General features: G+C 48.2%; 14 protein-coding genes and 1 other annotated feature. Of the genes, 2 read left to right on the top strand and 12 right to left on the bottom strand.

Annotated features, from left to right (window positions below):
* Positions 1–6 precede the first annotated feature (6 nt).
* From araB to ACH97_RS07950, 4 genes are all read right to left on the bottom strand, one after another.
* Positions 7–1698, bottom strand: a complete 1692-nt coding sequence (gene araB, locus ACH97_RS07935; protein ID WP_041817285.1) for a ribulokinase — start codon at positions 1696–1698, stop codon at positions 7–9.
* Between the two features lie 14 nt (positions 1699–1712).
* On the bottom strand, positions 1713–3194 hold the full coding sequence (gene araA, locus ACH97_RS07940) for an L-arabinose isomerase (RefSeq protein ID WP_020452525.1): 1482 nt from the start codon (positions 3192–3194) through the stop codon (positions 1713–1715).
* A 259-nt stretch (positions 3195–3453) separates the two neighbouring features.
* Positions 3454–4416, bottom strand: a complete 963-nt coding sequence (abnA, locus tag ACH97_RS07945) for an arabinan endo-1,5-alpha-L-arabinosidase AbnA (RefSeq protein WP_020452526.1) — start codon at positions 4414–4416, stop codon at positions 3454–3456.
* A gap of 152 nt (positions 4417–4568) precedes the next feature.
* Positions 4569–5654: a M42 family metallopeptidase gene (locus ACH97_RS07950; protein WP_020452527.1), complete on the bottom strand. Its 1086-nt coding sequence runs from the start codon at positions 5652–5654 to the stop codon at positions 4569–4571.
* Between the two features lie 173 nt (positions 5655–5827).
* On the opposite strand from ACH97_RS07950, the gene ACH97_RS07955 reads away from it, so the two are divergent.
* Complete coding sequence (locus ACH97_RS07955; protein ID WP_023855473.1) at positions 5828–6229, top strand: hypothetical protein; 402 nt, start codon at positions 5828–5830, stop codon at positions 6227–6229.
* A gap of 15 nt (positions 6230–6244) precedes the next feature.
* On the opposite strand, the gene ACH97_RS07960 is transcribed toward ACH97_RS07955, so the two are convergent.
* From ACH97_RS07960 to lrgA, 6 genes are all read right to left on the bottom strand, one after another.
* Positions 6245–6508, bottom strand: coding sequence for a DUF1294 domain-containing protein (locus ACH97_RS07960; RefSeq protein ID WP_020452529.1), 264 nt, complete (start codon positions 6506–6508; stop codon positions 6245–6247).
* Positions 6509–6632: 124 nt separating this feature from the next.
* Positions 6633–6992, bottom strand: coding sequence for a 50S ribosomal protein L20 (gene rplT / locus ACH97_RS07965; protein WP_003184266.1), 360 nt, complete (start codon positions 6990–6992; stop codon positions 6633–6635).
* A 32-nt stretch (positions 6993–7024) separates the two neighbouring features.
* Entirely contained in the window at positions 7025–7225 is a 201-nt protein-coding gene (gene rpmI / locus ACH97_RS07970) for a 50S ribosomal protein L35 (RefSeq protein WP_003184267.1), read from the bottom strand.
* A gap of 17 nt (positions 7226–7242) precedes the next feature.
* Positions 7243–7761, bottom strand: coding sequence for a translation initiation factor IF-3 (infC, locus tag ACH97_RS07975; protein WP_116523372.1), 519 nt, complete (start codon positions 7759–7761; stop codon positions 7243–7245).
* Positions 7762–7828: 67 nt separating this feature from the next.
* Positions 7829–7961: a sequence feature (ribosomal protein L20 leader region), on the bottom strand.
* Positions 7962–8096: 135 nt separating this feature from the next.
* Positions 8097–8780, bottom strand: a complete 684-nt coding sequence (gene lrgB / locus ACH97_RS07980; protein ID WP_020452531.1) for an antiholin-like protein LrgB — start codon at positions 8778–8780, stop codon at positions 8097–8099.
* 23 nt (positions 8781–8803) lie between these two features.
* Positions 8804–9217: an antiholin-like murein hydrolase modulator LrgA gene (gene lrgA, locus ACH97_RS07985; protein WP_020452532.1), complete on the bottom strand. Its 414-nt coding sequence runs from the start codon at positions 9215–9217 to the stop codon at positions 8804–8806.
* Positions 9218–9457: 240 nt separating this feature from the next.
* On the opposite strand from lrgA, the gene ACH97_RS07990 reads away from it, so the two are divergent.
* Positions 9458–11008, top strand: coding sequence for an alkaline phosphatase D family protein (locus ACH97_RS07990; protein ID WP_020452533.1), 1551 nt, complete (start codon positions 9458–9460; stop codon positions 11006–11008).
* Between the two features lie 50 nt (positions 11009–11058).
* Here the strand turns inward: ACH97_RS07990 and ACH97_RS07995 are convergent, their stop codons facing one another.
* Together ACH97_RS07995 and ACH97_RS08000 are read right to left on the bottom strand one after the other, a co-directional pair.
* Complete coding sequence (locus ACH97_RS07995; RefSeq protein WP_020452534.1) at positions 11059–11781, bottom strand: LytR/AlgR family response regulator transcription factor; 723 nt, start codon at positions 11779–11781, stop codon at positions 11059–11061.
* Positions 11756–13540, bottom strand: coding sequence for a sensor histidine kinase (locus tag ACH97_RS08000; protein WP_020452535.1), 1785 nt, complete (start codon positions 13538–13540; stop codon positions 11756–11758). Before ACH97_RS08000 ends, ACH97_RS07995 begins: the two co-directional genes overlap by 26 nt.
* Between the last annotated feature and the right edge of the window lie 102 nt (positions 13541–13642).

Raw genomic sequence — 13642 nt, forward strand, 5'->3', positions numbered from 1 at the left:
CTCCCTTTAAGCCATCGCTTTACCGGTGTCAGAACTAATGGACTGGATGTTTTTCAATTTTTTAAGGCGTTTCATCACGTTGTTTTGCTTTCCGAAGTACGTGTAAAGTTCCTTGTATTCCGTATAAAGCCGATCGTATAAGGCAACGTTTTCAGGAATTGGTTTGTACGTTTGATCCTTGATCTTGCCCATATGTGCGACTGCTTCTTCGATATGGTCATAACCGCCGTTCACGCTTCCGGCCGCGAGCGCTCCGAATATCGCGGAACCTAAAGCCGGCGCCTGCGGAGATCCGGATATTTTGATTTCCATGTTGGTGACATCCGCGTAAATCTGCATGATAAACGGATTTTTTTCGGCGATTCCTCCTGCGGCATACAGCTCCTCGATCGGCACGCCGCTTTGTCTAAACGTTTCAATAATGATCCTCGTCCCGTAAGCAGTCGCTTCAACCAATGCACGGTATATCTCTTCAGGCTTAGTGGCAAGCGTCATACCGAGCAGCATGCCTGTCAGATCGGCATCAACGAGTGTTGAACGGTTTCCGTTCCACCAATCCAATGCAAGCAAACCGCTTTCGCCGATTTGGAGACGGTCAGCCTTTTGAGACAGCAGTTCGAATATAGAAATCCCTTCGGCTTCAGCTTCTTTCATATACGCTTCTGGTACAAAGTGTTGAATCAGCCAATGAAAATGGTCGCCGACGCACGATTGGCCCGCTTCATAGCCAACATAGCCTGGCAGAATCCCGTCTTCAACGACGCCGCACATTCCCGGCACCATTCTGACATCTTCACCGAGCAGCATATGGCAGGTAGACGTTCCCATGATCATCAGCATCTTGCCCGGCTCTGTGATGCCGACCGCCGGAACTGACACATGCGCATCAACATTTGCGACAGCGACCGCCGTACCAGCCAGAAGCCCTGTCTTCCCGGCCATTTCTTCAGTCAGTCCGCCCGCTTTTTCACCTACAGAATAAATATCCTCTGTTAATTTTTCGCGAACGATATTTTTCAGCTTCGGATGCAGGCTTGCGAAGAAATCATCGGAAGGATAGCCGCTTTTATTGTTCCAAATCGCTTTATAACCCGCTGTACAATTGTTGCGCTTTCTAGTTCCGCACAGCATATAGACGATCCAGTCGGCCGCTTCCATAATCTCGGCTGCAGCATCATAAATAACAGGCGCTTCTTCCACGATTTGCATCACTTTTGGAACGAGCCACTCGGAAGAAATTTTCCCGCCGTATGTTTGAAGAAAAGGTTCATTTCTTTCTTCCGCGATTTGATTCAAGCGATTCGCCTGCTCCTGTGCAGCATGGTGCTTCCAAAGCTTGACATAGCTGTGCGGTTCTGACGCATACTCTTCCCTCATGCAAAGAGGAGTGCCGTTCTCGTCAACGGGCAAAATCGTGCAAGCCGTGAAATCGATTCCGATGCCGATGATTTCTTTCGGATCCGCTTTCGACTGCTTTAAAAGGCTCGGAATTGTTTCCTCCAGCACTTCAATGTAATCAGCCGGATGCTGGAGCGCCCAGTCCCGCGGAAGTTTCCGCTTTGAGACGGGAAGCTCCCGGTCTATCACCCCGTGTGTGTACTCTTTGACAGCTGTCGCGATTTCCTCACCTGTCCGGACATCGACGAGAACAGCGCGTCCTGACAATGTTCCAAAGTCAACTCCGATTGTGTAAGGGATAAGCCTTCACCCCCTTAAAACTTGCGAAGCCGATATGCAGCTTCACTCCATTTAAGTTCATTGCGAAGATTTAATATCGTCGTATCGCGATTGATCAACACCGCTTCAATGCCTGACATTTCGGCCCAATCGAGCATCTGCTCGGCTGTCAGCTGATACGAAAGGCATGTATGGTGCGCACCGCCAGCCAAAATCCACGCTTCAGCCGATGTTCTCAAAGACGGCTGCGGCTTCCAAAGTACGCGCGCCACCGGAAGATTCGGCATATCATGCGGAACCTTCTCAGCTTCCACTTCATTGATGACAAGCCTGAAACGGCCGCCCAAATCGATGAGAGAGACATTGACCGCAGGGCCTGCAATTCCGTCGAACACGAGCCGCGCCGGATCGTCCTTTGCACCCATTGACAGCGGATGGACTTCAATTCTCGGTTTGTGATCGGCAATCGACGGGCACACTTCAAGCATGTGGGAGCCGAGAATCATTTCATTGCCCGGTTCAAAATGGTACGTGTAATCCTCCATAAATGACGTTTCTTTTCCGCCGGCCATCACTTTCATCATCCTGACGAGCGCAGCCGTTTTCCAATCTCCTTCTCCTCCGAAACCGTAGCCTTCGGCCATCAGGCGCTGAACGGCCAAACCTGGAAGCTGCTTCATACCGTGGAGGTCTTCAAAGGTTGTCGTAAAGGCCGTATAGCCCCCATTCGAAAGAAAGCGCTTTAATCCAAGCTCGATCCGCGCCTGCTCTTTGACGGATTCCCTTGCCTCTTCGCCTTCCGGCCACTCATAAAGCTCCTCATATTCGGAGATGAGCTCGTTCAGACTTTGTTCTGATACAGTATTGATCTCTGTGACGAGGTCGCCGATTCCATATCCGTCGACAGACCAGCCAAGCTGAATCTGCGCTTCAATCTTATCTCCTTCTGTTACCGCCACATTGCGCATGTTGTCCCCAAATCGGGCGACTTTGATATGACGGCTCTCAATATATGCGACCGCTGCGCTCATCCATTTGTCGATCGAGTGTTTGACGTCTCTATCTTCCCAATACCCGGCAATGACTTTTCGCGGAATGCCCAATCTAGCTCCGATAAAGCCGTATTCGCGGTCGCCGTGTGCAGACTGATTAATATTCATGAAATCCATGTCGATTCTATCCCACGGAATGTCCCGGTTAAATTGGGTATGAAAATGGAGCAGCGGCTTATTCAGCTCGGACAGGCCCGGAATCCACATTTTCGCCGGTGAAAACGTATGCATCCAGGTAATGATGCCCGCGCACTCCTCGTCCCGGTTCGCCTCTTCAAACAGTTTTCTGACGCCGTCCAGCGAAGTGGCCACCGCTTTGTACTTGACTTGAAACCTTAAATGTCCGTCATTTAATCCGTTGCAGATCATTTTGGAATGCTCTTCCACCTCTTGTACGGCCTTTTCTCCATATAAATGCTGGCTGCCTGTCACAAACCAAAATACATGCGTCTTTTTTTGAATCAAATAGCTTCCTCCTCTTCTTTAAGGTTTCTGTGTAAAGATTAGCAAACTATTAAAACGCTTACAAAAAAATATGGATATACCTTATTCTCAAACTTATCGCGACTATATGTACGTACAACTAAACTCAAAAACATATTTGTACGAACAACTTCATTATATCATTTTGAAAAAAACTGTCAATTTAATTTCCAGTGTGTTTTTTATTTTTTTTGACAGATTTCAGAACAAAAAAACGGGCGGAAAAATCGCCCGTCATCTGTTAATAAGTCGGCCACCCTTGGGAATCCCAGTACAAGTCGTTGATGAGCAGCTTCGATACACCATTGTCCAACGCGTCATAAGCGTGTCTGACAAGGATCGAGTTGTTCAGAACATCCTGATGTCCCGGCCCTTTCCAGCGGTCATTGCCGGAATCCAGGATCGTCCCTCCGCCGTTCATCATATTTTTGCCGCTTTTATCATAATAGGGTCCCGTAATGCTCGTTGAACGGCCGTACGCTATTTTATATGTGCTGTTCACCCCTTTACAGCAGCTGTCAAACGAGACAAATAAGTAATAGTAGCCGTCTTTGTAGGTAATGTTCGGCGCTTCAACCGCTCCGCCGTTATTCGGCCTTGAGGCGATCGAATACAGACTTCCCGTCGGCTTCATCGTGTTTTTATCAAGCCTTGTCAGCTTGATGCCGGTCCAAAAGGAACCGAATGAGAGCCATGGATTCCCGTCTTTGTCAATAACCAGATCAGGGTCAATGGCATTAAACTGATCACCGGATGTCGATCTGATGACCAGCCCGTCATCCCGCCATTTGCCGGATGAAATCCGGTCTGTCGATGCGAGTCCTATCGCTGATGTGTTTGAACCGAAAGACGATACAGAGTAATACAGCCAATACCGGCCGTTATAGTAGCTGATATCCGGCGCCCACTGATGCGGTTCATGATTTGGTACGTACATCTTCCACCAGGACAATGGAGCTGGAAAAATACTCGGGGCAGCACTCCAGTTTCTGCCGTCGGTTGACTTAATGACACGCAGCCCTGTACCGAGCCCGGTTCCAAATGTATACCACGTATTTCCCTCTTTAATGATGGAAGGGTCATGGATGAAATTGTCCCCCTTTGTGTCCCAAAACGCAGCCTTGCCTGATTCAGGCATCAAAAAAGCCAGCAGCAGTCCGAACATCAATCCTGTCAAAGACATTCTCCGCAACACATTTTTCATTCAAATCACACTCCTGTTCTTGTAAATGAAAAAACAATGCCTCCCTTTCTTTGTCAATTTTTCAAACAATGTTTATATATGTAAACGCTGTCTTTGACATTACAAAAAAAAGCTGACAGCTTATAAAATAAGCCTGTCAGCCACATCTTTCATCAGTCAAACGTAATATTTTGAACCGTCTCTTTATCCAATCGCTTAATCACTTCGGTAATTAATTTTACCGCATGTTCATAGTCATCCCGGTGAAGCATGGCCGCGTGCGTATGGATATACCTTGTCGCGATCGTGATCGACAGGGCAGGCACTCCGTTCGCGGTAAGGTGGATCGAGCCCGAATCTGTTCCTCCCCCTGAGAGGGCGTCAAATTGATACGGAATGCCGGCTTCATCTGCAACATTCGTGACAAAGTCGCGAAGCCCTTTATGAGACACCATTGAAGCGTCATAAAGGATGATCTGCGGGCCTTTTCCCATTTTGCTTGTCGACTCTTTTTCCGTAATACCCGGTGTATCACCCGCGATTCCCACGTCAACACCGAAAGCAATATCAGGCTTGATCGTATGCGCGGCGGTTTTCGCGCCTCTCAGTCCGACTTCTTCCTGTACGGTTCCGACGCCGTAGACGACATTCGGGTGATCCGCTCCTTTCAGGTTTTTCAGCACATCGATCGCGATCGCGCAGCCGATACGGTTGTCCCATGCTTTGGCAAGCAGCATTTTTTCATTATTCATCACCGTAAATTCAAAGTAAGGAACGACCTGGTCTCCCGGAAGAACGCCCCACTCCATCGCTTCCTCTCTGTTCGACGCTCCGATATCGATAAACATATCTTTAATATCCACCGATTTTTTTCTTGCCTCCTGAGACAGGACATGAGGAGGTTTTGAACCGATGATACCGGTGATGTCGCCTTTCTTCGTCACGACCGTCACACGCTGCGCCAGCATGACCTGGCTCCACCAGCCTCCAACCGTCTGAAAGCGGAGATAACCCCTGTCATCGATCCGCGTAACCATAAAACCGACCTCATCAAGATGGCCGGCAATCATAATCTTCGGTCCGTCAGCCTGTCCGGTCTTTTTAGCGATTAAGCTTCCCAGTCTGTCTGTCGTAACCTCGTCGGCAAACGGTTCTATGTACGATTTCATGACTTGTCTGGGTTCTTTTTCATTTGCAGGAATTCCTTTTGCATCTGTTAATTCCTTTAGCATCGTCAATGTTTCATCAAGCTTTGCCATCTCTATACAGCCTCCTTAATTAACCCTCATTTACTATTATACAGAAACATCCCTTTTCAATACGACCAATATTCTGTACAGCTTTTTTGGTTAAAAAATGAAACCTTGCGGGAACTGGTTCGTATATATTGGGATATACTCAAAATTACGTTCAAGGGAGGTTCTGTTTTAACATGATTGTCATCATATTGAGACTGGCTTTGCTGGCGCTTTTGGTTTACGTCGTGTACAGGGCCGTTCAATTTTTGGGGAGTCCGGACAGAAGGCTGAAATCAGCACAGGCCAAAAAACACTTTTATTTTTTGGACGAACAGAAAAATGCACGCAAAAATCTCAAGCTGACATTTAAAGGCGTGCTTTTCGAAGGAGAAAAACACATTCCTTCAAAAGACCATCCGCTGTTCATCCATACGATTTTTGTATGGACGGAAGCGCCTGAAGAAAAGCTCAGCTCTTTCACGGAAGAAGACTTCGCAGAATTGGAAGAAAACATTAAAGCCCACTATCCCGATTGCAAAATCGACTGGGATTCGAACATTCAAAAGTGGAGAAACAAAAAAGCAGAAGAGCAATAAGCCTCATCTGCTTTTTTAATTCATCATATAAAAATAGGTCAAAACGGCTTGCACGGCCAGCAAAAAAGGAATGCCAAGCCTGAAGGAAAGGTGTTTTGTCTTATGTCTGAACCGCATCATCCCGAACCAGACGCCTGCGGATCCGAAAGCGGCCGCAACGAGCCAGATGCGGCGCTCAGATACCCTCCATTTCCCAGTGACCGCTTTTTGCTTGTCTGCTTTCATTAAGAAAAAGCCGTATCCGTTTATGAGGATCGCGTAAATCCATATGAGAGTCATATTGTTCATTTCTCCTTGTTTCGCGGTTGGGGGCTTGCGGCGGCCGGTCTCACGAACCGTTTCACATCCCGCGCGAGTAGCTTCTAACAACAAAAGAAAAAGGCCGGGTTCCGGCCTTTTTCAATTATTTATTCAATTGCGCTTTAGCAGCGTCTGCAAGCTGATTGAATGCGTTCAAATCATTTACAGCAAGGTCAGCAAGCATTTTGCGGTTTACTTCGATACCGGAAAGCTTAAGACCGTGCATCAAACGGCTGTAAGAAAGACCGTTCATGCGTGCTGCAGCATTGATACGAGTGATCCACAGTTTGCGGAAATCGCGTTTTTTCTGACGACGGTCACGGAAAGCGTAGTTTCCTGATTTCATAACCTGCTGGTTAGCTACTTTATATAATGTATGTTTTGAACCAAAATAACCTTTTGCTAATTTGAGAACCTTTTTACGACGTTTGCGTGTAACAGTTCCGCCTTTTACTCTTGGCATTAGATTTCCCTCCTAATTATACCTTTTCCGAATTACTTAATGTTGGCAAGCTGCTGCTTGATGCGTTTGAAATCGCCGGCGCTTACGACTGCGCTTTTGCGAAGCTTGCGCTTTTGTTTTTGAGATTTATTTGCGAACAAGTGACTTGTATATGCATGAGAACGTTTCAGTTTCCCGGAACCTGTCTTTTTAAAACGTTTCGCAGATCCGCGGTGAGTTTTCATTTTTGGCATGGATGTTTCCTCCTTAATTACTTTTCAGTTTTAGGCGCGAGCACCAAGAACATGCTGCGGCCGTCCATTTTCGGCTTCGTTTCAACAGTCGCCACTTCCGCGCAGGCTTCTGAGAAACGGTCCAGCACGCGCTGTCCGATTTCTTTGTGCGTGATCGCACGGCCTTTAAAGCGGATGGACGCTTTCACTTTGTCCCCTTTTTCCAGGAACTTGATGGCGTTGCGAAGCTTTGTATTGAAATCATGTTCTTCAATACCAGGGCTCAGCCGAACTTCTTTTAAGTTAATGATTTTTTGATTTTTGCGTGCTTCCTTTTCCTTCTTCTGCTGCTCGAATCTGTACTTTCCGTAGTCCATGATCCGGCATACAGGCGGTTTTGCATTCGCTGCAACCAACACAAGGTCAAGATTTGCGCGACCCGCAATTTCCAGTGCTTCCTGGCGGGATTTGATCCCAAGCTGATCGCCATTTTGTCCGATCAAACGAACTTCACGCGCACGGATACCCTCATTAACCAATTGATCTTTGCTAATAATGAGCCACCTCCATAGAATCTTTGAATTGATTTCACAACTCATTTTGACCGTTTCTTTGCATTCCACAGGCAAACAAAAAGTGCGGGCATCGAAACACCCACACTGCGAACATTGCATAGAAAAATAAGAAATGTACGTTTAACCTGCCAACTACAAGAATGTGTCAATCAGGTGAGAAGCGGGTGCTTCTGCTTGTTGATATATATTCAATTCATTATCCATCTTACATAAACAAATCCTGCAAGTCAAGATATAAAATTTATCACAACATTTGCTATTATATCAGGACACATTTGAAATAGCAATGCTATTTTTTTATTTTTCTTTCACCGGCTCTATCCGCCGATCATTTGGACACATAACGGAACGACAAACACGGTCACGACGCCGACGACGACAACTGCAATACTCGCCATTGCCGCTTCGACTTCCCCCATTTCAATTCCGACGGCGACGCCGAGGGCATGTCCTGATGTTCCGAGCGCCAACCCTTTGGCGATCGGATGCTGCACTTTAAAGATCTTCAAAAAAAGCGCGCCGAGCGCATAGACGATCACTGCGTTAAAGATGACGGCGAAGGCCGTGATATCTTGAATGCCGCCGATCCCTTTTGATAAAGGAAGCGCAATCGCGGTCGTGGCGGCCTGAGGCAGCATGCTTTTCATGACGGCTCCGTCAAGATGGAGCGCGTTTGCGATTAGATAGACGACAGCAACCGAGCAGACAGAGCCCGCAATAATGGCGCCAAGGATTTGCAGCCAATATTTTTTCAAGCTTTCCACCTGTTTGTATAAAGGAATGGCGAACGCAATCGTGGCGGGCTCCAAAAAGAACTTAATGATGTCTCCGCCGCTCTTGTAGTCCTCATATGAAAAACCGCCGATTTTTAAAAATACGATCCCAAGAATCATCGCGACAAACAGAGGCGTGAACAAGAAAAAACCATTTGATTTTTTAAATAAAAAAGTGCCGATGCCAAATGCGGCCAGTGAAACGACGATACCGAAATAAGGTGTCATAGCGTTAATAACCTCCTATTGATTCAAGAAGCTGTTTTTTTGGCAGGTTCACCCCGGTTGTCCTGACGGTCCTTTTTGCTTGCAGACAGGATGAACTGTGAAAACAAGCCTGTCGCTGCAAGCAGAATGACGGTGGCCAGGAAAATCACGAGGACGATCGGCAGCCCGTATTTCTCCATGACACCGAGCGAGTTCATCACTGATATACCCGACGGAACGAATAAAAAACCGATCAGCGAAGTGAGCGCCGTGCCAAGCGATTCGACTTGTTCCAGCTTCAGTACGTTCGCACACAGCAATGCAAACAACATCACCAAGCCGATGACAGACGGAGGAATCGGGATGGGCAGAATCGCGGCGATTCCGTTTGAAACAAACATCATAACAGCAAAAATAAATGCCTGAGTTAAAAAGCCATATTCTTTTTTCCCCTTCATTTCGTTCACCTCTTTGGCTGTGTTGGGTTCATTATATAAAAAGGCCCCGGCCAAAAAAGCGTTTTCAAAATAACTTGCCGGATACCGCCCTTCAATTGCAGAAACGGGACGCTGAAATGCAAATTATTCTTCCGGCTTTGCACATTCTTCACAATTATTTAAATTCCAGAATGTGCTAATGGAGCAAAACAGATCGTATAGTGGTTAATGAGAAAACGATTGATGAGGAGGCTCTGACTCATGAACCATTCAAGAGGAGGGCGCTTTGTTCCGGCTGGCGAATTCGCATCTTTAGCAAGACGCGGCCTGATGCCTGAAGACGCTTCGATCGCCGCCGGCGCGCCCCGATTTGCAGATTATCCATTCAAGCTTGGAGTGGCTTCAGGTGACCCGCATCCCGACGGGGTTGTCATTTGGACGAGGCTTGCCCCCGATCCGCTTGCCGAAGACGGTTTAGGGGGAATGCCCAGCAGAGCCGTCCCTGTTCAGTGGGAAGTAGCCGAAGATGAACATTTCCGCAAAGTGGTGAAGCGCGGGACCGTCTCAGCGCTCGCTGAGCTCGCCCACTCCGTTCATGTTGAAGTGAACGGCTTAAAGCCGGGAAGCTATTATTGGTACCGGTTTAAAGCGGGACGGGAAATCAGCCGGACAGGCCGTACAAAAACAGCGCCTTCCCCGCACGCCGACATCAAGGGAATGTCGTTCGCTCTCGCCTCGTGCCAAGCTTGGTACCACGGATATTTTACAGCTTACCGGCATATGGCCGAAGACCATCCGGACGTTGTTTTTTTCCTCGGAGACTATATTTACGAATATGCCATTAATGCTAAAAATCTTTTCCGCGATGTGACTTTATCTGCTGCCCATAACGCAAAAACCGTCACGCTCAGCCAATACAGACTCAGATATTCTCTTTTTAAGACAGACCCGGACCTCCAGGCCATTCATGCGCTGGCTCCCTGGGTTGTGACGATGGATGACCATGAGGTCGAAAACAATTATGCCGGCATCCATTCCCAATACAACACATCTCCGGACGATTTTCTCCGGCAGCGCGCAGCGGCGTACCAAGCTTTCTACGAAAATATCCCGATCCGCAGCACATCGATTCCAAATGGGCCTGACATGCTGATGTACAGGCGGTTCCGCTATGGAAACCTGGCTGAATTCAATGTTCTGGACACCCGGCAGTACCGCAATAATTTTCCGGCAAATGAGGCCGAACGGCTTGAGCCGTCACGCTCCATACTCGGATTTGACCAGGAGCGCTGGCTTTTTAACGGCTTGAGCCGGTCTGACACGGTGTGGAACTTTTTAGTCCAGCAAGTCGTCCTGGCTCAAATCGACCGCGATACAGGCCCCGGAGTTGAGTACAGCACAGACCAGTGGGACGGTTTTCCCGCTTGCCGCGACAGGCTTTTTTCCGCATACAAGGCATACGGCATCCAAAACCCCGTTGTGCTGACAGGAGATATTCACAGACATGCCGCTGCCGACTTAAAGGAGAACTTCGACGATGCGGGTTCAGCGACAATCGGAACCGAGCTGATCACAACTTCGATATCTTCAGACGCTGACGGCAGCGAGACCGATTCATTGGCGCCGATCTGGCTCGGAAACCCGCATGTCAAACTGTACAATGCGCAGCGCGGCTACGTTCGCTGCCGCTTGACGCCCCGGCAGCTTGAAGCCGACTTTCAGGTTCTTCCTTATATCACACGGCCCGGCGCCCCAGTCTCAACTTATGCCACATTCTCCATAGAAGCGGGACGGCCCGGGCTTCAGCGCTAAAAAACGGCGGTGAATGACGAATTCAGTCTTTCACCGCCGCTGATCATTTTTTACACCATATGCAGCCGTTTTTTCAGCTCTTTCGCGTATGTACGGCTGACAGGAATCGTGGAGCCGTCTTTCATCAGGAGGTTGTATGTCGAATTGAACCAGGGTTTGACTTCTTTAATATGATCCATATTTGCGAGAAAGCTTCTATGCACCCTGATCAACGCCGTCTGTGAAAGCTTTTGTTCGAGAACGACTAATGTATCGTGAACCGTGTATGCCTGATCAAAGGTTTTCACTGTGACGTGTCCGTCTTCTAACCCGGCGTATACGATTTCGTCCGGATCGAGAATGACGATCGCTTCGTCAATGCTGAGAGCCAGCCTGTGACGGCCCGCAAGCTGCTGCCCCTCCTGATGGCCGGGACGCATCCTTTTATATTTTTGAATCGTCTGTCTGATTCGCTCCTCATCAAACGGCTTTGTCAAATAATCGACCGCATCCACTTCAAATGCTTTCAGCGCATATTCATCATAAGCGGTCGCAAAAACGACAGCCGGAGGCGCCGACATTTTTTTCAGCCGCTTCGCAATGTCAAAACCGTTCTCCCCAGACAAATCGATGTCCAAGAAAAGAATATCGGGTTTGTGATCCGCCATTTTGTCAAACGCTTCTTCGATATGTTCAGCTTCATCGACCGCAACCACTTCTTCGGTCTGCTCTAATAAATATCTAAGCTCGTCTCGCGCAAACATTTCATCATCCACGATTAATACCTTGAGCATCTCTGTTCCCCTCTCTTTCGGTTTGAAAAGGAATCTTAAAGGATATCTCTGTTCCTCTATCAGGTTCGCTGGCAAGCTCGAGGGCAGCCTGGTGCCCGAACAAACCGGTAAGCCGCTGATTCACATTGTAAAGCGCCGTCCCGTTCCCTTCTTTTGAAGGTGCGGGCGCCTGTCCCAGCTGTCCAAGCAGCTCGGGATCAATTCCCCTGCCGTTGTCTGACACCTTCATCAAAACGCCGTCCTGCTCTCTCACAGCGCATACTTTTACCGTGCATACCTTTTGTTTTCTCGGGAATGCATGGCGAAGCGCGTTTTCAACAAGCAGCTGCAATATAAATGGAGGAATTTCCATGCTTTCAAGACCGTCCTCGATATGAAAATCAATATGATACTTGCCAGGGAACCGGGCCTGCTCCAATGATAAATAGGCTTCCAGGTGGTTCAGCTCTTTTGAGAGCGGAATCATCAGCTGCCTGGCTCCCTGCAGATTGGAACGAAAATAAACGCTCAACTGCAGGAGGAGTTTCCGCGTTTTTTCGGGATCTGTCCTGCACAGAGCAGAAATCGTATGGATGGCATTAAATAAAAAGTGCGGATTGACCTGCGCTTGAAGCGCCTTGATTTCGGCATCTTTCAAAAGCTTGCTTTGCAGCTCAGCCTCACCGAGTTCTAGCTGAGTGGAAAAAAGCATGGCAAGCCCTTCGGCGAGCTCTTCCGTCACACGGTTAAGACCGGATGGATGCTTAAAGTACAGCTTCAGCGTGCCGATTGTTTCGCGGTTGGAGAAGAGCGGCAGTACGATCGCCGCCTGCAGCGGACAGGAACGGTGCGCACACTCGATTTCATCGCGCGACTTCACTTTCATGACCTTTCCGGTTTGAATGACTTTTTTCGATAAACCGGTGATCAGATTTTTCGAAGGAATATGATGATCTGCTCCATCTCCGACATGAGCGAGAATGTTCTCTCTGTCCGTAATCGATACGGCATCCGTCCCCGTCATCCGGTGAATAATGAGAGCGGCGCTTTTGCAGGAATCCTCATTCAGTCCCCGGCGGAAAAAAGGAAGCGTCTGATCCGCTATCGAAAACACCTTATGGGTCTGAACGGCCCGCGCCTGTTCCTCTTTGCGGATAATAGACTGAATGATCGATAGAAAAATAAAGCTGCCCGTCCCGTTGACAATCATCATCGGAATGCCGATCATCTGAACGAGCGCAATAGCCTCAGCCTGCGGTTTTGCAAGTACGAGAATCATCAGCATCTGCAGACCCTCCATACAAATACCCGCCAGAGCGGCTACCCTTGGTGTCACCATCTGATGCCGTTTCCTGAAAAAGCTGCCGATATAACCGGCGATGACGCCAGCCAACAGTGAAGAAACCGCACAGCTCAAAGCTGTCGTCCCTCCCAGTGAAAAACGGTGAATGCCTGACAATAGCCCGACACCCGCTCCGACAAACGGCCCTCCGATCAGACCGCCGATTTCGACACCGAGAATTCTCGTATTGGCAATCGAGCTTGACGGATCGATCGCAAAAATCCAATCATTGTTCAAAATCTTATGTTCCCGGATTTCAATGCCTGTATAGTTGCTGATGATGCTGAACAGGGAAAAAATGAAGATGAGAACCCCTTTTCCCTTATACCCTTCCGGATGCTGGAGGTGCTGACGGAACACCTTCATATGGGCCAACATAAAGCCCAGGATAACGATGATCCCCACTCTCTCCAGCATCATGATCATGAGTTGAATCATGTACTTCCCCTTGCTTTCTTTCTGTATCGGAATTTGCTCTTATTCTATCATACCTCTCTTTATTCACACTTTGACGCGGCATGCTTTACAAAATAAAAAAGG

The organism is Bacillus paralicheniformis (genome assembly GCF_001042485.2).
GTDB classification, from domain to species: domain Bacteria; phylum Bacillota; class Bacilli; order Bacillales; family Bacillaceae; genus Bacillus; species Bacillus paralicheniformis.